Consider the following 20,024-nt stretch of genomic DNA (forward strand, 5'->3'; position numbering starts at 1 on the left):
TAACCAGTCTTGTGCAATGCTTACTGTAATATTTAATTACAAAAGAAACCCACCCAAAAACCTTATAAAACAATAAGTTATTATTTCGTTACATTTAAAGACTAGTCATAAAATAAGCAATTTGGTTAGAATTGGCTCAACGTCATAATATTAGATTCAAGAGAGAAGGAAACGAAAACGTGTCAAAACCAAACTCGATGATAGGTAGATTTTTTTACCGTATCTGGAAAACCGTCGATGTTACTGGTCGATTCTTTATCGGTCTCATCGCGATTACTCTTTTTGCCTTGCTGATTCGCAGCTGCGTTAGTGGCCCGGATTTGCCAACCGTTAATGAAGGTTCAGCGTTAATCTTAAACCCTGCAGGTGTTTTAGTTGAGCAGGAAAAATACGTTGACCCAATCAAGGAAGTCATCGCCGGCTCTAAAAGTGCAAAAGACGCTGAAACGTCTATGTATGACCTGTTGGATGCCATTGAATATGCTAAAGAGGACGACGATATCAGCGTTCTGGTGATTCAAACCAACAACTTAATGGGTGCTTACGGCGGCATCAGCAAATATCAGGACTTGCGAGATGCTATAGACGATTTTAAAACAACTGGCAAGAAAGTAATTGCCGTTGGTGACTGGTATTCACAAGGCCAGTATTACTTAGCTTCAGCAGCCGATGAAGTCTATATGAATCCACAGGGCAACTTAATGTTTGATGGTATGGCTCGCACCGGCACTTACTTCAAGTCTGCACTGGACAAGCTTGGTGTGAAAGTTCACGTATTCCGCGTGGGGACATTCAAGTCTGCAGTTGAGCCTTTTATTCGTGACAACATGTCCGAAGCGGCAAAAGAAGCCAACATCGAATGGTTGGGCGACTTATGGCAACAAATGAAAAGTGATATTGCTGGTTCACGTGATATGAGCGTTGTTGAGTTTGACGCTTTTGTAGAAAACTACCTGGACATCATTAAAGAGAATAATGGTAACGGTGCCCAAGCTGCGGTCGAACACGGTTTTGTCGATAAATTGATGACTCGAGGTGACTTCCGTGAACACATGATCAATACCGTTGGCTTCAATGATAAGAAAGATTCTTATCAGGCAATTGGTTTCAAGAAATACCTCAAAGCACGCCGCCCGCTTATCGATATGCCTAGCAGCAAGGATAAAGTTGCAGTCATCGTCGCAAAAGGTGAAATTGTCGATGGCAAACGTAAGGAAGGCATTATCGGTGGCGACAGCACGGCGCGTTTAATTCGCAAGGCCCGTCTTGATGATTCAGTAAAAGCCATTGTCATGCGCGTAGACAGCCCGGGAGGCAGCGCTTTTGCATCCGAGGTTATCCGTAGCGAACTAGCTCGTGCGCAAAAAGAAGGCAAAATTGTTGTCACTTCAATGGCAGGAATGGCAGCTTCAGGTGGCTACTGGATTTCAGCGACTTCTGACGAAATCTGGGCTCACCCTACGACGATCACAGGCTCTATTGGTATCTTCGGTATGGTTCCTACTTTTGAAGAACCCTTAAACCAGCTTGGCATTCATCGTGACGGCGTTGGCACAACCAAATGGTCGCGCTCTTTTGATATCATGTCAGGGATTTCTGACGACCTTAAAGCCGTCATTCAGGCGAATATCGAAAAAGGCTACGATGACTTCCTGAGCCTGGTCGCCGAAGGTCGCGACATGAGCAAAGATGAAGTCGATAGCATTGCTCAGGGACGCGTCTGGTCTGGTGAAGATGCTCACCGTTTGGGTTTAGTCGATAAGCTGGGTGACCTGGACGATGCCGTAGATTCTGCAGCCAAGCTAGCAAATATCAGCGACTATGAAGTACGCTTCATTAAACGCGAAATGGACCCAACGGAAAAAATGATCCGTGAAATTCTTCAAAATGCCCAGGCTTCTGGTGACTACCAAGCATTAGTATCTTCGGGAGCAGAGTCTAACCCTCTGCTTCACGCTGTAGGCAACCAGCTTCAAGAAGTCTATAGCTTGTTAATGAACTACAACGATCCTAATTACGCCTACGCGCACTGTATGTGTGAGATAAAATAATTGTTATATTTCAAACAGAAAAGGCAGCTTCGGCTGCCTTTATTTGTTTGTCATAACATTATGAGATTAGGTCAATTTTAACTGGCTCGCATTCGCTCGTATTTTGTAAACCTCGAATGCTGAAATTTCCTTATTCCGCGCCAACTCAAGTGCCATATCAGCGAGTCTGATCATTCCCTGCTTCCCTGCTTCCTGAGTCAGTTTTTCAATGTCTAACGTTTCATTAATTTCACGACTAATATCCGGTGTAATGGTCAAGAGCTCATAAACAGAACGACGGCCTGCTATGCCGGTATTAAAACATTCAGCACAGCCTGCACCTTTATAAAAGATATCCTTTTTATATGCCTGTATTTCCTGTCGAATTGAAGCTGGTACCTGCTCCTCTTCTAAGCAATGAGGACAGTTCTTCTTAACCAGCCTTTGCGCTAAAACACCAACTAAAGCATCTTTCAGCAAATAAGGCTCAACCCCCATTTCAATCAAACGCGTGATCGTGCTTACGGCACTGTTGGTGTGTAGTGTGCTTAACACCAAATGTCCGGTTAAGGCACTTTCAACCGCAATTTTTGCCGTTTCATTATCACGTATTTCTCCGACCATAATAACGTCCGGATCATGCCTGAGTATATTGCGTAGGGCTCGAGCAAAAGTGTAGCCCGTTTTATGGTTAACTGGGATTTGCGTCACCCCATTAATTTTATATTCAACAGGCTCTTCTACCGTGACGATGTGCGGGCCTTCTTTGACCTTTTCCTGTAGTGCGGCGTAGAGCGTGGTTGTTTTACCCGACCCTGTAGGTCCCGTCACCAGGAAAATGCCATAACTGGAACGCAATAAGTTTGTTAATTTCTCTGTGTCCTTCTCGTTAAGTCCAATTTCCTTAATATCTCTTAACCCCTGTGAGCTATCCAAGATCCTGATGACAACACTTTCTCCATATACCGTTGGCATAATCGAAATACGCATATCGACGCTCTTATTATTACCAGAGTACTCAATACGGCCATCCTGCGGCAGCCTTCTCTCAGAAATATCCATACCACCGATTATTTTAATGCGGCTAACGAGAGCTTGATGAAGCGACATATTAAGCTTTCTCACAGGTGTCAGGGTACCGTCTACTCGAAATAGTAGCTGTAGATGATCCGATCGTGGATGCAAATGAATATCCGAAGCGCCCTTTTCAATGGCATCGGTAATGATTGACGCCATGAGATTAATCACGCCTTTCTTTTTACCTAAATTCTCAATTTCATTCGTCGCTAACTGGTTACTAGCTGATACTCCTGACAGCTTTAATTCATTCAATGCTTCTTTTTCGTTCTGAAACTGAACTAAGCCACTTAAGTACTCCAGCAAGTCGTTTTTATCCGCTCTTTTTGGTTCGATATTGCAGCCCGCAATAAAGCTAAGAACCTGAATCGCATCTATCTGCTTAGGGTTAGAAAAGGCGACCTCAAGGAAGCCATTGTGCTTACCCAGAGGAAGTGCCTGATACTTGAATAGTAAGTCTGATGGAAATTTCTTAATCCATTTTTCGTCAATTTCCACAATGTGGAGATCAACATCCTGTATCTGATCGGCATGGCTATTCGCCTCAATGCCAAACATTGATCGGCCATTACTTTGTATGAGCCTCATGTCAGTAATATTCTCTTCTGAGACTAAAACGATAAAGATATGATCCTTATGAAGTCGTAAAATTTTCCATAAACCGTTTTCTTTTTCACAATACACACACTGCCCTTTGATCGAAAACTGCTCACTCATTTCTATTCGATAGTTTGAATAATTGGTGTTGTCGGTTTCTTCCTGATACTGCTCAAAACTGTCATAAACGGCTTTCTGAAGGACGACATATTGTATCTCTTTAAATGAGACCGCTCCTTGCTCGGTTTGAAATACCCCTCCTTCAAAGTCAACTTCGATTAGATTCCGCTCTGATAACTGGTTTTCTGTATCACAGAATATGGCTCCTTTAGAGCTTTTGATTGCATCAACAAGCAGTTGCTTAAATTCCACAGTTATTCCTCCTATTATGAAGGCTAAACCCTATTGAATGGTTTTAGTGAGCCTAGAGTTTCAGCTCTTATACTAGAGCCTAACACGGATGACGTCCTGATCTATATCAAGAGCAAGCTAAGATTAGCTCCAGTTCACGGGGTAAACTTCAACCACCATTTCACGCAGCTTACCATCACTTCACAGAAAAGTGACTTATAATATGCTAGCTTTAAACTCGTAAAAGGATTTTGCACTTAACTCAAGGAGGATATGTTATGTATTATTTACGCCATCTTGTCATAGTATTAGCTATTGCTCTAACCGCTTGTGACGATGTAAGAATCGTTCCTGCCCCGTCCACTTCACCTGACTTTGAGCCAATCGGAGACTCGACTGCCTGCCATACATGCGGCCAAAGAGCTTTAGCGTTATGTCAGGAAGCAGCCCCCGATAGTTACCCTGTTTGGTTTGGTTTTAATGCTGCCGGTAATTGCAGTGCAGAGTGCAGTATTGGTCCCACCCAGTTTATTGGTGGCATAAGCGGCACCCCTCGCGCGGCATGCCCTTATCAGGTAAACACAGTTATCAACTTCAATGGTCAAGAAGTCTGCCCTTCTGGAGAGCCCGAAAGAGGTGATAGAGACTTTTGGGGACATGGCCCCCGCTTTTCTGCAAACATTACGGCGATACCCAATGGCGGTGGAACTCATGTTTTAGGGCAAATCAGCGCAACCTGGTCTGAAACAGAAAGTGACTTCTCCACAATAACGCTACCACCGACATCTATAGGAACAAGCCATCGACTCACTCAGAGGCCATCATTCAGTGCTCAAAATATTAGAATTTCCAGAGTATCTCCAAGTAGAAGCGCTTCTGTAAATAGGGTGATGAGTTCTAGACAACAAGAAATCATTTCTACAGCATCGGGAGACCCGCTTGTTAAACAACTCATTGTCATTGGCGATACTCATGCAGCGGATATCAGTGATGACAATAACTGCCATGATGACGCAAGAATACACTCTATTACTTTCAAGCCAGTCAGAGTAACGATTGAACCAACTCCATAAATAATACAGGAACAAAAAAGCCGAGAGCAAAACTCTCGGCTAAATGACTAACTGACTTTGAAACTGTTAGCAGTTATTAGAACTGTGCTGATAAACCAACTGTATAAGTTTCAGCATCGATTCCATCTTCGTCTTGAGAAGTGAAACTTCCATATAACGCGACATTCTCATTGAAGAAATGTTTAGCACCGATTTCATATAAGTCATTGTCAGCAACGCTAGCAAAAACTGAAGTTGCTTTACTGAAATAATAGCTACCACCTAATTTCCAGAAGTTATCCAGATCAGTATCAATATAGGTAAAGTCTGCTGTGAAGTAGTTTTCGCCGCCTAAGTGTGTAAAGTACTTCGAAGACAAGCTTACAACGTCAGTGTCATCATCGGTAGACAAAGTGAAACCTAAGTAGTCGGTGTCATTGATCTGATGATTATATGCTGCCGAGATCTCGTAAACAGTATCACCTTCTTCAGGATCAGTTGCATCAACACGGACTAAAAAGTCGTCGTTGAAAAGGTAACCTAAAGAAAACTGGGTTGGGTTGTTATCGAATTTATCATCCGAAAAACCAAGGCCTAGCAATACGTTATTTACGAACAATTCGCCTTCAACGTTTGCTAAATAATACTCGCCTGTTTCTACATTGGTATAGCCAGCGCTTACATTGCTAACTTTGTTGATGTATTCAAACTCGTTATATGGGCCTAGAGCTTGTTTTTTATCGAAGAAGTAAGTACCTGACAAAGAAACCGAATCAATAGATTGGCCGTTAACATCAGTATTGCTTAACTCAAGATCTGAAAACCACTGGTACTCTTCAGCTGAAACAGAAACAGTTGAAGAAAGAAGAACCGCTGCAGTTATTAATTTTAATTTCACGTTGTTATCTCCATGTATACGTTCAAATGCGGCGCGGATTCTATACAAAGGATTTTAGGCGGTCAACGAAATCTTCAAATAATCTTAAAATAAATTTAACATATAAAATAAAGGAAGCTGTTCGCCCAGTTTATATTAGCTTTCCTTATCAATAACAGTCAGTTAGCCTCCTTTTGTACAACCAAACAAATTACGGTAACTTGCTGTAAGCCGCTTCGATATCGACTTTTTATCCAATTTCAATGCCACAGCCCTACATGAGTGATCGTTTGTTGCTTTCATATAGGAGATAGGTTAAAAACTGGTAACAGTGGCTCCTTGTCTATGGAGTCTATTTGCTAATAAATCTGAGGCTGCCCCGGAACATCGACATTCATCACAGGTATAAAAAACCTGCAACAAAGTACAGGCTTTTAAATAGTGGCGGAGCGGACGGGACTATCAATAACCTCCCTGTTATTGACCACTTTGTGGCCATCGTCGCAAAGCTCCGATGTTCAAAATCGTTCCAGACGATTTTGTCGAACACAGCTTCCCCTGAAAGAACTCTTTCAGTCGCGCGGCTTCTCGTCCCTGTAAATTTCGGGCATAAAAAACCTGCTAGAAAGCAGGTTTTCAAATAGTGGCGGAGCGGACGGGACTATCAATAACCTCCCTGTTATTGACCACTTTGTGGCCATCGTCGCAAAGCTCCGATGTTCAAAATCGTTCCAGACGATTTTGTCGAACACCGCTTCCCCTGAAAGAGCTCTTTCAGTCACGCGGCTTCTCGTCCCTGTAAATTTCGGGCATAAAAAAACCTGCTAGAAAGCAGGTTTTCAAATAGTGGCGGAGCGGACGGGACTCGAACCCGCGACCCCCGGCGTGACAGGCCGGTATTCTAACCAGCTGAACTACCGCTCCGCGATTTCTAACTTAGTACTCGAAGTGCTTTGTTAGAGTGTTTTGCTGGTGACCTCATCGGTCAACGACGCGCATATTACTGGCGTTCCCCGATTCCGTCAACTCTTTTTTTCAATTTTATTTATTTTTTTTTAAAACCGTACAAAACACGAACAAAAAGGCTAAAAATCAATCAGTTATAGCTATCCAGGCAATGATTCTATCTTCAATGGTTTCCGGGGCCAAGTCGCGTTCACTGACTAACTGTCCGTATAAACTATTGCCTTTTTTATGAATTAACTGGCGATCACCACTAACCAGATGATGCCAGCTGGGTAAATCCTCTCCACGAGCAACAACTTTGTATGAGCAACTATCGGGCAACCAGTAGTAATCACCTAACGTATCTGGCGTTATTTGAACGCAGTCAGGCACTTTATTCAGCCTATTGTGATAATCAGTACATTGAAGCGTCTCTGTGTCTAACAGCCGGCAGGCCACATCGGTTTGCATCAACAAAGCATCATCATCGTCCAGGAATTGAATTCGGCAACATTTTCCACAACCATCACATAATGACTCCCACTGCTGGTGAGTCATTTTATGCATGGGTGTTGTTAGCCAGAACTTATCCATCGAAATTACTTACCTTTTATTAGCTGGGCTAACTCTTCCTGTGACGGAGGCATTTGCAAATAGTAGCCTTCTTCATCCAGTTTTGATTTAAGCTCATTAATATCCACCAAGGCTAATTGCTCTCTTTTCGCCAGGTCCAGGTGCATCACTAACTCCGGTTCTCCCCAGACGCTCATTAGCCCTTCCGGCAAATCCTCAAAATCAGTGTCAAAAGGCACATATAAATAGGTATCAGGCTTCTTTGCGCTCTTGTAAATACTGCACATCATAACGGTATCAATCTCTTGTCGTGTTGATTTAAGAAAAAGTGGCGAGCTGGGCTTGAAATGCAGGTTCTAGTAACTCGCGTCGCCAACTGTTCCAAAAATGATTTGGTCGGGTCATCAAGCCTTGCTCTGTCTTAATGTAATATTCTAACAGACGTTTACTGCTTAATGCCTCTTCTGGAATGTCGTGTTGCCTGGAAACTTGGCTGGCGGCAGCTTTCAGAGCTTTTATCTTCTGCTTAGCCCCAGGCAGTTTATGGAAAGCTGGAACAGGTTCGGGCCATTCACTGCTATCCATTTTATCGGCCTGGGTAATTTTATTCAGCAACTCAGCACCAAATTTACGAATACTGCCTCGGTTACAGCCGATTTTTAGTAAAAAACCTGTGGTTGGATTCGGCTGCATACAAATATCTAGCAGATGATGATCTCTAAAAATAAAAGTCTTCGGAATATCCTTATGTCGAGCCAAAGCCTCACGCCACGCAGCCACGGCTCGTAAACGGTTGAGCTGCTTTGATTTTAACTTAAAAGCTCCCTTTACTTTAAGGTAAGCCTGCTCAAAATCTTCAAGGTCAGTAATAGCACGGTAAATAGACTCTGTATCTTCAAGAACAAAACCATAATGCCCTTTCTCCAGCAGTTTTTCTCTAAGCTTATAAAAGCAAGGTAGCAAAAACTGAACATCCTGCGCGGCATAAACTTTTTGCTCTTCGCTCAACGGCCTTTTCAGCCAGTCGGTTTTGGTGTGTTCTTTATCCAATGTTAGCCCTAAGAACTGCTCAACCATGTTGCCATAGCCAATCATGGGACCATAACCGGCCAAAGCTGCTGCTATTTGCGTATCAAAGATGGAGTTAATGGGAAAGCCATAGCTGTTATGTAAAGCTTCTAAGTCTTCGCTACAACTGTGGAGTACTTTCAGTACCGAGTTGTTTGACAGCACCTTACCGAAGACTTCCAGCTTTTCGAGCTGCAACGGATCAATGAGGTATATCTCCTCACCATCATAAACCTGTATTAAGGCCAGTTTATGAAAAAACGTGTTGGTCCGATCAAACTCTGTGTCTATGGCTAAAACCTCTTGTTTTAGCCAAGACTGACAAAGCTCTTCTAGACGTGCTGCGGTTGTGACTTTCTCAACCGCAACCAATTCGGAGTGATGATCTAATTCAAATCTATGCAAATTCACCTACTTACGCAGTTCCTTGCGTAATATTTTACCTACGTTGGATTTTGGCAGTTCCTCTCTGAACTCCACGACTTTAGGGATCTTATACCCTGTCAGGTGTTCACGGCAATGTTTAATTAAGTCTTCTTCAGTAAGGTCAGAGTCCTTCTTAACCACAACTACCTTAACCACCTCGCCTTTAATATCATCAGGCTCGCCAATCGCCGCGACTTCGAGTACTCCCGGGTGAAGAGCAACAATGTCCTCAATTTCATTAGGGTAGACATTAAATCCGGATACCAGAATCATGTCTTTCTTACGATCAACAATACGCAAGAAGCCATCGTTATCAATAGTTGCCATGTCGCCTGTGGCAAGCCACCCGTCTTTCAAGACCTCGTCGGTCTCTTTCAGTCGTCCAAGATATTGCTCCATCACCTGCGGGCCCTTAACCCATAACTCCCCGGGTTCGTCAAAGCTCAGTTCGTTGCCTTCTTCATCACGTATTTGCACATCGGTCGAAGGAATCGGCAAGCCAATGGTTCCGTTATAGGCTTCCGAATCCAAAGGATTCATGCTCACCACTGGCGAAGTTTCGGTTAAGCCATACCCTTCTAATAGAGGCGTCTTAGTCAACTTTTGCCACTCTTCAGCCACTGACTTTTGAACCGCCATGCCGCCGCCAACGGCCAGCTTTAATTTAGAGAAGTCCAGCTGTCGGAAACTTTCCTGATTCAACAGACCATTAAACAGGGTATTAACGCCTGTAATCGTTGTAAACTTATATGTGCGAAGGTGTTTACAGAAATCCTTCATATCACGAGGGTTAGTGATATAAATGTTATGCCCGGCTGCTTTGGTGAACAACAAACAATTCACACATAAAGAGAAAATATGGTACAGCGGTAACGCGGTGATAATAATTTCCTTACCTTCTTCTAGAAACGGTCCCATCCAGGCATAAGTCTGCAGAACATTCGCCACCATATTTTTATGACTTAGCACAGCACCTTTAGCAACACCCGTCGTGCCACCGGTATACTGCAGGAAAGCCGTATCTTGGTGAGATACTTCAACAGGTGTAAAAGTTGAAGCGGCTCCTTTGTTCATCGCATCAACAAACGAAGTTACATCAGGCAAATTAACGCTTGGCACCATTCTCTTAAAATATTTAACTACAAAATTAACGATAAAGCGTTTTGGCTGAGAACAAACATCCCCCACCTGAGTTACCACTATATTATCCAACTCAACCTTGTCCAGAGCCTCTTCAAGAGTATCGGAGAAGTTGGCTAATATGATGATGGACTTTGCACCGCTATCATTAAGCTGATGTGCCAGTTCTCGCGGCGTATACAGGGGATTAACATTGACCACTGCCAGGCCTGCTTTCAAAGCACCAAACAGTGCTATTGGGTACTGCAATAAGTTCGGCATCATCAGCGCCAACTTATCGCCTTTACTCAACCCCAGTGTGTTTTGTAAATAAGCAGCAAAATTCGTAGCTTTCTGCTCAAGTTCTTTATAGGTTAATGTGACACCAAGGTTGGTTACGGCTGGTCTATCCCCATGATTGCGCACGGCCTCATCCAGGAGCTCACCGAGATTAGCATATTCATTAATATCTACTGTGTGCGCTACTTTTTGGGGATAATTTTTCAGCCAAACTTTTTCCATGAATAAACCTATTAGATATGCGAATGTGTTTTTGATCTTGGACAAGAAAATTACATGATTCCGTCCTTTAGCGCAACTATTCCGACCACTTGCCGTTAGTTTGCTTTGTTTTGCTCGTTTTTCGACCAGAACTGGCGAACTTTTTCTGCAACCTGTTCCGCAAACTGCATGTGTAAATGATGGCCTCCTTTCATATCCACTCGCTCCACACTGTCTAAATAATCAAACCGTTGCTCTATCCCCGGATACTCATCGAAAAGACCGCTTTCGGCAATAATAACTTGCATAGGACAGGTGATATTCCTCATTATTGCTTCCAGCTGGGGCTCGGTCATTCGAACCCATGATAAATGCTTCAACCGCGAGTCACTGGACCATTGATAGCCTTCCTCGCACAGGGTCACCCCTCGCTCTATGAGTGGAAGCAGTATATCCACCGGTAACTCCGAGACTTGAGCTCTAGCTTTCGCAGCTGCTTTCAAATCTTTAAAATAACGTTTACGGTTTCCCTTTTCTTTGCGCTGAAGCAACGCCTTTCGTAACTGTTTCACCGCACTTTCCGGCGTTGAAACTAATGCCCCCAACGCATCAATGGACACAATGCTGTCAACTTTATCCGGAAAGATCCCGGCATAAATTGCAGAAAGCGCCGCTCCCATGGAATGAGCCAGAAATTTAGGCTTGTTTAATTTCAGAATATCAATAACTGAATCAATAACAGAGATTCCGGATACAAATTGATAGTCTGCTGCCGGATGCAAGTGATCAGACTGTCCATGTCCCGGGAACTCAATAGCAATCAACCGGTAGTTGCTATTCTTTGTTAGCAGAGGCGCTAAATAGTGAAAGCTGGCAGCATTATCGAGCCAACCATGGAGACATAATACCGGCTCGCCGTCGGGATTGCCCCACTCAATAACACTGATTTTGCAATGATGGATTTCCAGGTGATATTCGCGTTCAAATCTAAAATACATTGTTGTTCATATGAAGTGGTATATGGGCGTTATCATAGCACATAAAAAACGGGCCATTTTACATGGCCCGGTATGAGAAAAAACTCATCAAAGAGAAGTGACAATGACAACCAAGTAAGCATCTAAGCAGTTATGCTTTATTTGCTACTTGTATAATCTTTGAGCAAATATATCCAGATAAGTTCCATAAAAAGCTAGATTTTTTCAGTTATGCTTCTGACTTATGCTTTATTACAAAATCTGAAATATTTATCAATAAGTTACATCGATAATCTTACAACTTTCTTTAATGGTTGGTCAGCAAAAAACTTACCCTTTTCGTTAACTGCAACCTCACCTAAAGCAACCTCTGGATCGTGGGTAAAAAAGACTTTACCCCCCTGCTCTTTTAACGATTCGAGTAGTGCTCGCTTTTCATCAATAAGACTTTCTGGATAGCGATCATAACCCATGGTAATCGGCAGATGCATCCAGGGGGCGCCCGGTATCAAGTCGGCAGCGAAAGCCACCGGTCCCTGTATTGTTTCAACTTTAGTTATCAGCATTCCCGGCGTATGGCCACTGGATACGTAGAATGAGTAATCTGCTCCCAGTAAATCAGAGCTGTCGTTACTGACCAGATGGAGTCGTCCACTGGCTTCGAGCTTGTCGGTTAAGCCAGGGATAAATGAAGCACGATCACGCGGATGAGGATTGCAGGCCCGCTCCCAGGCTTCCTGTCCGACGATAAATTCTGCATTTGGAAACAGCAGTTCCGACGCTTTGCCTTCCTCCCACTGAGTGAGCAGACCTCCGGCATGATCAAAATGCAGGTGGGACAGCACCAGAATATCAATATCTTCGTGACTGAAACCGGCTTCTTTCAAAGAGTCTAACAACACATGCTGCGACTCCTGAACGCCATAACGATCACGGTATTTGGGCTCAAAGAAAGCACCAATTCCCGTTTCAAATAATATGGTTTTATCGCCATCAATAACCAGCATGGCCCGACACACTAAATCAATACGATTCAGCTCGTCCACATTTACCCAGCGCTGCCACAGTGCTTTAGGCGCATTACCAAACATGGCGCCGCCATCCAGCTTCTGGGTGTTACCATTGATTGAATAAAACGTTTTTTGGGTTGGATTATTTGACATAGAAAGCCTGTCAGTTGAGTGATTGAGTATAGTGTATCTTCTCAACAGTAAAAACCAAGTCTGAAGCTGACTTTTCTTGTGAAATGGTGATCGGTAAATGCCCAGCGGTAACCTGTGTTAAGTTCCAGGTTGGGTCCACCCCGACCCACTCGCCATCAATTAATACTTCCACCCACTGATGCCCACCAAAACGCTGCTCATCATCACCAAGATAGATATAACCGCTGACTTCTCTTGCCGGTATTCTGGCCTGGTTTAACAGTGCCAGTAACAGTTGTGTGTATTCAGTGCAGTCGCCATAGCCATTATCGATCACCTCATCAATGGTAAAACTGGCGGGTGTCGGCCGATAATATAAATAATCATTAACAAAACTGACCAGAGCCCTAACGTTAGACCAGGAGTTTTGACTACTCAGGTTGAGCCCGTTAGCTAACTTAAGGATTCTTGGACTACTCTTATAAAATGACCAATGCTCTATTTGCGCCTGGTTTGCTGGATACCGTATTCCTTTTGATGTAATCAATTGATTGTTTTTAAGTTGTACGCTGGGATGAGGCTGCAGCCAATTAAGTTCCCCCTCCAATAACGAAAGACTGATAGAGTCAGCTAGATCAACGTCACCCAATGGTTCAGAGAGAGGGATCCCGTTGGAAGCATAGAGATCCCGCTGCATTTCCGGATTAAGGCTGGGTTTGGCGCTGACTCCCACCAATTCAATGCCCCGCTGGCGTTTTTGCCTTGTCATACGTCCTGATAAGTTAAAAGTAAAACTCAAAGGAGAAAAGACGTTTATGTTTACCCTGTTAAAAACATAACGCGGGTGACGACTATCTGGTTTTTTGGCAACAGAATACTTAACCTGATCAGGTTCTAAGGAATGTGGATCGATAATAGTATGTATACGAGTGTCACCGACTTTAGGCTGAGACGCTACCCACTGTCGTAGTGCCAAATAATTATTCAGGTGGTAATTCAGGGCAGGTTCTTCAAAGCGAAAGTCATTGCCGTTTCGCGTCTGCGTGATGGATAAGCTCTGTTGGTTAACAAAACTGGTCGTCATCGACAAACCCGGTTCGGTGGTTTGTGCCTGACCTTGCAATAAGCGATATGGAGGTTCACTATCAAACTCGAGGCTGCTGTCATAAAGAAACTTAAAGCGCTTTCCCCTGACTCGTCCTTCAAAATGTTCCTGTTGCGTCACGCGAATAATGTTGCTATCTCTAGTCAGCCGAGTTTTCGCCCAACCGACCATCTGCCCTTGCCAGTTAATTTGGGCCCATTCGGTAAATGGCTTTATCTGCGACGGCTGCCATAGTCTTTGAAAGACATTATAGGAAGTAAGAGAAAGGAAGCATGTCACTAAAAAGACTATTTTCAACAACATGCTTAAACGATGTTTAGCTGCTCGCTTCATCGCCTTCTATTGGAGTAATTTTGAAGTTAAATAGCGCATAGATAAAGGATACTAGCGGCGTTAATAAATTGAAATAGCAATATATCCAATAAGCACCTGTGGCAACGCCTAAAGTGCCTGCCATATATGCACCACAGGTATTCCATGGGATCAATGGGGAAGTAATAGTGGCTGAATCTTCCAGCGTTCTGGATAAGTTCTTAGCATCCAGCCCGCGCCGCTTAAACTCTGCCTTATACATTCGTCCGGGCAGAACAATCGATATATACTGATCTGCCGTAATAAGGTTCATTCCAATACAGGTCGCGAGTACAGAACCGATCAACGAACCAGTGGACTTTGCCATACCGATAACGGTTTTAATCAGTTTATGCAATAAGCCTGTCACTTCCATGGCGGCACCAAAGCTCATCGCGGTAAAAATCAAGAATAAGGTATTCAGCATGCTGGCCATGCCACCACGACTTAACAGGTTATCAAAGTTATCATTGCCCGTTGAGGCGGAAAAACCACTAAAGAGTGAGGTCCAAGTTGCCGATAACGTTGTCATGAAGTCACCATGACTATAGACACCAACAGAGTGCTCTCCTAGTGTTAAAGTCTTATCCTCGCCCTCTTTTAACATCACTGTCTCTGAGTAAGTATCATCAGAATTTTTAAAAGCGATATCAAAGGTCACCGTACTAGAATCACCCTCAATGTGATAGTTCTGAACAGAACACTCATATTGCGATGAACGTTCACATTTATAACGACCGTCACCAACAAAAGTTTCGATCACTTTACTCTGGAACATAACGGCACAGATACAACCCAGCAAAGCACCAATCAATATAGTCGCGACGGCAGGGACCTTTTTAAAGGCCAACACAAAAACGACCGCCATTGGCACCAGTGTCCACAACGAGATATTGAAATTATTATCCAGCAAATCCAAGGTACCCTGTAATGCCAGTACTTGCTGTTCGCTATCGCTGTTTATCCCCAGGATTGTAAAAATGATAAAAGAAAGAAGTAGTGCCGGAGCTGTAGTCCATACCATATGACGAATATGGGTAAAGAGATCAGTGCCAGTAACCGCCGGAGCCAGGTTGGTCGTGTCGGACAAAGGCGACATCTTATCGCCAAAGTAAGCACCGGAAATAATGGCGCCAGCAGTTATTTCCATCGATAAGCCTAAACCCTGAGAAACACCAATCAGGCCAATACCCACAGTACCCGCCGTGGTCCAGGAGCTACCGATACTTAAGGCAACAACGGCACAGATAGCACAGGTCGCCACATAAAAATACTCTGGAGAAAGCAACTGCAAACCATAGTAAATCATGGTCGGTACGGTCCCCGACAGGATCCAGGCACCAATCAAGGCACCAACCATTAATAAAATCAACATAGCGGCCAGCGCAATACTGATTCCATCGACAATGCCCTTTTCCAGCTCTTTCCAGGTTTGCCCATTTCTAAGGCCAACCAGTAACGCCACCGCAGCGGCAATGACCAGTGCTATCTGGTTTGCTCCATAAGAGGAATCACTACCATATAAATAGACTGAAAAAGCTAAAAGAATCACCAATAGCCCTACTGGTAACAGGGCCTGGAGCATGCTTGGCTGACGCGTTGATGTATCTGCCATGAAAACCTCTTATTTCCTGTAAAATGTATTATTATCGTTACTAATATCTTTGTAACGTTGTTCTAAACGAGTAGAGCGCGTCATCAAGCTTTGTTGCTTACCGTCAATAATCACAGCTTCCGGATAAGTCGTCACTTCAAAGGGGTCACCACTCCATACCACAAGCTCGGCCTTAAAACCCGGCATTAACTTGCCATAATTGCTGGCACCTCCAAATACTCTAGCCGGGATACTCGTCATAGCCGCCAACGCTTTCTCATAAGGCATGCCGTAAGCGACAGCATTCCCTGCCGCCTGACGAACATTATCCGCATTATGCGATGAACCCTTGAACATGACATCGACCCCAGCCTTACTTAGCAAGGCAGCATTATCATAACGCTTGCCTAGAGACTCAAAGCTACTAGGAATATTATCCATCGGGTTAACCATTACAGGCACACCTGCTTCAGCAATCTGCTCAGAAACTTTCCAGCCTTCTGCCACGCCCGACAGAACCAACTTAATTTGGTGTTTCTGGGAAAACTCAATAATCGTTAAGATATCATTGGCGCGATTGACGCTGATAACCAGTGGAATTTCACCTTCAAGTAAACGCCCAATTGCTTCTAAATCACCCAGACTATAATCTAAATCACGATATTGACCACTTTTTATGGCTTCAGGATTATTTAAAAACTCTTTGCCCTGGTTGAATGCAGATTCAAGCTCATGCAAAGCACTCGCTCTCGAGCCGCCAGTCAAACCTGCGGCATACTCGCCGTAAGTGGCAAAGATGCCAACATCACTCAAAATTAGTGACTCATAATCGCCAGTCATATCCATAATTGCTGCATAACCTGCAAACAGGGACAAGCCGTTATACGGCGTAATCAGAGTTCGAGTCACCCCGCCCGCACGGTTCATTGGAACCAGCGTCGACTTAGGGTTAAAAACATCATCTACTCTGAAGGAAGCCCCTAAACCTTCGAGCTGATTAGCGGCGTCATTAGTACCTTCGATGGCACCAATTTCAACCAAACCAATTTGGTTAGCTAAAGCAAAAATGCCCGCCGTAACAACTCTGCCTTCACCATTAATAGTTGTGGCACCCGCAGCTGACAAATCCTCACCGATATTCCGGATCAGGCCATCTTCAATCAAAATATCTGCATTATCCAAAGTTCCAGCCGAGGTCATGGTATAAACTTTAGCATTTTTGATCAGTATCGTTTCTGCCTTGACGTCCGTCATCACAAACGTCATAGCCAGTAAAAAACCGGTTAAGCTTTTTAATACTTTGCTCATAGTCTATTCTCCTCCGGCTCGATTATGCCCAGTTCAAAATCGCTGGCCGGTTGGAACTTGTCATTATTACGATCGAACATCAAAGCGCCGTCCACATAAACTTTCTCTGCTTTGGTATAGACACTAAACGGATTGCCATCCCATAGCACAATATCCGCCATTTTGCCTTCCTCTAAAGACCCGGTCATATCATCAACTCCAATGGCTTTAGCCGCATTCAGCGTGATCCACTTAATAGCATGAGCCGGAGCAATATCCATACCTAAACGATTGCCAGAGGTCATCGCTTTTGCTGCTTCTTTATTCAAGTGCTGAATAACGGTTGCCGAATCAGAGTGAACCACAGCACAGGCTCCAGCTTTATCCACTAAAGCAACATTAGACTCGACCATGTCGTAAGCTTCCTGTTTAAAGCCCCACCAATCTGACCACATGGCAGAACAAACGTCATTTTCAGCAAGCTTATCCGCGATCTTGTATGACTCAACGGCATGATGGAAAGTCGTCACTTTAAAACCAAACTCGTTAGCAATTTCCATCATAACTAGCATTTCATCGGCGCGGTAACAGTGATTCTGGATCAGAATTTCGCCGCGCAAAACTCCGGCAAGGCTCTCCAGTCGTAAGTCACGCTTTGGTGGCTGACCGTTACCTTTGCCAGCTTCATAGTCATCCCACTTATTCATATATTCTTTGGCATCGATCCATGATTTACGATACCCGGCGACGTTACCCATGCGAGTCATCGGTGCCATACCTTTCTCACCATAAACGCGCTTCGGGTTTTCACCACAGGCCATCTTTAAACCATAAGGAGCACCTGGAAACTTCATTTCCATGACGGATCGGCCAGGTACATTTTTCAATGTGACACCACGTCCGCCAACTAAGTTAGCGGAGCCGGGTAAAATTTGTAATGATGTCACTCCACCGGCTAAAGCAAGCTGGAACTGAGGGTCCTGCGGCCAAACTGAGTGCTCTGCCCATACGTCAGCAGTAACAGGCGACGTCATTTCATTACCATCAGCACTGGAAGCAACACTTGGCGCAGGGTACACACCCAGATGTGAATGCACATCAATCAGACCAGGAGTAACCCACTTACCAACTGCGTCGATCACTTCTAAATTGTCATCATCAGGAATCTCGACCTCTTCGCCAACGGCAACAATTTTGCCATCGGAAAAAAGCACCTTGCCCTGTTCTATTTTATCGCCGGTAGCCGTTAAAACTGTTGCGTTTTTTATCAGCACCGGGTGATATTCATGCGCCTTATATTCAGACTCAAAGGCTTCTTTCTGGTTATCTTCCTGTGATTTAGAAGCAGTGTCGTCATCGCTACACGCAACCAAAAAAGCAGCCCCAATAAGAGCTGCTAACATCGGTTTTGAGAATCGTTCAATCATCATACATTAATCCCCAAAATAGTTATTAAAATACCTGAATACCAAAGAAGCGTTCCAAAATTGTAATAATGGTAATAGCACCAAGGACAACCGGACAAATAAACATAATCGCAAAGTCAATATACTTTGATAACCATTGGCTTTGCGTCTCACGCCCTTCCATCAACTCAGCATTCAAGTTGTTTTTCTTCCAGACATAGGCTGTAAAGATTGCGATAAAGGTACCGCCTAACGGTAAGAAAGTATCGCTGGCAATTAACTCAACAAAGTCAAGGAAAGGCAGCGCGGTCTCTTTTAAGACACCGTCAGCATCAGCCTTAAACAAATTCACAAAAGAGCTTAAGGTATCTGACGCACCATAACTTAATAAAGATGGAATTCCGATGGCAAAAATGATAATAGCCATGCTCCATACTGCTACTGGGCGCTTAATTTTCTTTTCATCAACTAAATACGCAACCGGAACCTCAAGTAATGAAACGGTGGAGGTTAATGCAGCAAAAGAAAGTAATAAGAAGAATACAGCGCCAACAATTTTTCCTAGAAGCGGCCCCAAACTTTCAAATACGCCAGGAAGTGTCATAAAAATCAAGCCTGGACCACCAGAAACGCTGCTCATATCTCCAGCGTTTAAGAATGCGACGAAGGGGAAAATCATTAAGCCAGCAAGGAAGGCAACCGAAACATCGGTCAGAGTAATCATGGCTGCCGAGCGCACGATATCCTGCTTACGGGAAACGTAAGAGCCGTAGGTGATTAATGCCCCCATCCCTAGCGATAAGGAAAAGAAGGCCTGACCAAGTGCTGAATAAATGACCTCACCCGTAATTTCTGAGAAATCGGGAACCAGATAATAGGAAACACCGGCCATGGCATCACTTAAAGTGAATGAATAAATCATTAGGCCAATGATCATGGCGAACAAGGTCGGCATTAAGATTTTTGCTGCTTTTTCAATACCGCCCTGAATACCTTTGGACACAATCAGCGCAGTAATGCCCATAAAGACAATACCGTAGATGAAGATGTGTTCCCAGTCAGCCGTAAATCCGACAAACTTTTCTACAGAGCCAAAATCGAAGTTACCCTGCGACATTTCGAGGAAGTAACCAAACGCCCACCCCGCAACAACATTGTAGAAGGAAAGAATTAAGACACCAGCCAAAACACCTAAGAAACCAATCCAGGCCCAATTGTGGTGCCCTAGCTTCTTGAAAGCGCCGACTGCGTTAAGTTGAGTTTTTCGGCCGATTGCAATTTCTGATACCATGACAGGAAAACACAATAAGAAACAGAATGCTAAGTAGATCAGTACAAAAGCTGCACCGCCACCTGCTCCTACCTCAAATGGAAATTTCCAGATATTTCCCAGTCCTACTGCGGAACCCGCTGCAGCCAGAACAAATCCAAGCCGAGAGTTAAATTGACCTCTATTTGTTGCCATTATTTCTACCGTATGATTGTTTGTTATATTTGGAAGGTTTTGATCCTAGCCGCTAATAACACCATATTTAGGCTAATCACT

General features: G+C 43.9%; 15 protein-coding genes and 1 tRNA gene. 2 read left to right on the forward strand and 14 right to left on the reverse strand.

Annotated features, from left to right (window positions below; all coding sequences use genetic code 11):
- The first annotated feature begins 179 nt into the window (after nucleotides 1-179).
- Nucleotides 180-2,051, forward strand: a complete 1,872-nt coding sequence (gene sppA, locus H7708_RS10520; RefSeq protein ID WP_223670741.1) for a signal peptide peptidase SppA — start codon at nucleotides 180-182, stop codon at nucleotides 2,049-2,051.
- A gap of 66 nt (nucleotides 2,052-2,117) precedes the next feature.
- Here the strand turns inward: sppA and H7708_RS10525 are convergent, their stop codons facing one another.
- Nucleotides 2,118-4,076 carry a GspE/PulE family protein gene (locus H7708_RS10525; protein ID WP_223670742.1) on the reverse strand — a complete coding sequence of 653 codons (1,959 nt, stop codon included), beginning with the start codon at nucleotides 4,074-4,076 and terminating at the stop codon, nucleotides 2,118-2,120.
- Between the two features lie 257 nt (nucleotides 4,077-4,333).
- Here H7708_RS10525 and H7708_RS10530 point away from each other — a divergent pair, with 257 nt between their 5' ends.
- Nucleotides 4,334-5,128 (forward strand): hypothetical protein, encoded by a 795-nt coding sequence (locus H7708_RS10530; protein WP_223670743.1) that lies wholly within the window; start codon nucleotides 4,334-4,336, stop codon nucleotides 5,126-5,128.
- Nucleotides 5,129-5,204: 76 nt separating this feature from the next.
- On the opposite strand, the gene H7708_RS10535 is transcribed toward H7708_RS10530, so the two are convergent.
- The 13 genes from H7708_RS10535 to H7708_RS10595 form a co-directional block, all read right to left on the reverse strand.
- Nucleotides 5,205-6,005: a putative porin gene (locus tag H7708_RS10535; protein WP_223670744.1), complete on the reverse strand. Its 801-nt coding sequence runs from the start codon at nucleotides 6,003-6,005 to the stop codon at nucleotides 5,205-5,207.
- Nucleotides 6,006-6,831: 826 nt separating this feature from the next.
- A tRNA-Asp gene (locus H7708_RS10540) sits at nucleotides 6,832-6,908 on the reverse strand.
- Between the two features lie 168 nt (nucleotides 6,909-7,076).
- Complete coding sequence (locus H7708_RS10545; protein WP_223670745.1) at nucleotides 7,077-7,523, reverse strand: YcgN family cysteine cluster protein; 447 nt, start codon at nucleotides 7,521-7,523, stop codon at nucleotides 7,077-7,079.
- A gap of 5 nt (nucleotides 7,524-7,528) precedes the next feature.
- Nucleotides 7,529-7,792: a YcgL domain-containing protein gene (locus tag H7708_RS10550; RefSeq protein ID WP_223670746.1), complete on the reverse strand. Its 264-nt coding sequence runs from the start codon at nucleotides 7,790-7,792 to the stop codon at nucleotides 7,529-7,531.
- 28 nt (nucleotides 7,793-7,820) lie between these two features.
- Nucleotides 7,821-8,981 carry a ribonuclease D gene (gene rnd, locus H7708_RS10555; RefSeq protein ID WP_223670747.1) on the reverse strand — a complete coding sequence of 387 codons (1,161 nt, stop codon included), beginning with the start codon at nucleotides 8,979-8,981 and terminating at the stop codon, nucleotides 7,821-7,823.
- The gene (locus tag H7708_RS10560; protein ID WP_223670748.1) at nucleotides 8,982-10,637 is read right to left on the reverse strand and encodes an AMP-binding protein; all 1,656 of its coding nucleotides are present in this window, start codon (nucleotides 10,635-10,637) and stop codon (nucleotides 8,982-8,984) included.
- A gap of 95 nt (nucleotides 10,638-10,732) precedes the next feature.
- Nucleotides 10,733-11,614 carry an alpha/beta fold hydrolase gene (locus H7708_RS10565; protein WP_223670749.1) on the reverse strand — a complete coding sequence of 294 codons (882 nt, stop codon included), beginning with the start codon at nucleotides 11,612-11,614 and terminating at the stop codon, nucleotides 10,733-10,735.
- A 260-nt stretch (nucleotides 11,615-11,874) separates the two neighbouring features.
- Nucleotides 11,875-12,756, reverse strand: coding sequence for an MBL fold metallo-hydrolase (locus H7708_RS10570; protein WP_223670750.1), 882 nt, complete (start codon nucleotides 12,754-12,756; stop codon nucleotides 11,875-11,877).
- A 10-nt stretch (nucleotides 12,757-12,766) separates the two neighbouring features.
- Complete coding sequence (locus H7708_RS10575; protein WP_223670751.1) at nucleotides 12,767-14,173, reverse strand: transglutaminase-like domain-containing protein; 1,407 nt, start codon at nucleotides 14,171-14,173, stop codon at nucleotides 12,767-12,769.
- Entirely contained in the window at nucleotides 14,157-15,806 is a 1,650-nt protein-coding gene (locus tag H7708_RS10580; RefSeq protein ID WP_223670752.1) for a Na+/H+ antiporter NhaC family protein, read from the reverse strand. Before H7708_RS10580 ends, H7708_RS10575 begins: the two co-directional genes overlap by 17 nt.
- Nucleotides 15,807-15,815: 9 nt before the next feature.
- Complete coding sequence (locus H7708_RS10585) at nucleotides 15,816-17,093, reverse strand: amidohydrolase family protein (RefSeq protein WP_223670753.1); 1,278 nt, start codon at nucleotides 17,091-17,093, stop codon at nucleotides 15,816-15,818.
- Complete coding sequence (locus H7708_RS10590; protein ID WP_407929739.1) at nucleotides 17,090-18,499, reverse strand: amidohydrolase; 1,410 nt, start codon at nucleotides 18,497-18,499, stop codon at nucleotides 17,090-17,092. The genes H7708_RS10585 and H7708_RS10590 overlap by 4 nt, the downstream gene beginning before the upstream one ends.
- 25 nt (nucleotides 18,500-18,524) lie before the next feature.
- Nucleotides 18,525-19,943: a sodium-dependent transporter gene (locus H7708_RS10595; RefSeq protein ID WP_223670755.1), complete on the reverse strand. Its 1,419-nt coding sequence runs from the start codon at nucleotides 19,941-19,943 to the stop codon at nucleotides 18,525-18,527.
- Nucleotides 19,944-20,024 lie beyond the last annotated feature (81 nt).

The sequence above is a fragment of the Kangiella shandongensis genome, from assembly GCF_020005365.1.
Classification (GTDB): domain Bacteria; phylum Pseudomonadota; class Gammaproteobacteria; order Enterobacterales; family Kangiellaceae; genus Kangiella; species Kangiella shandongensis.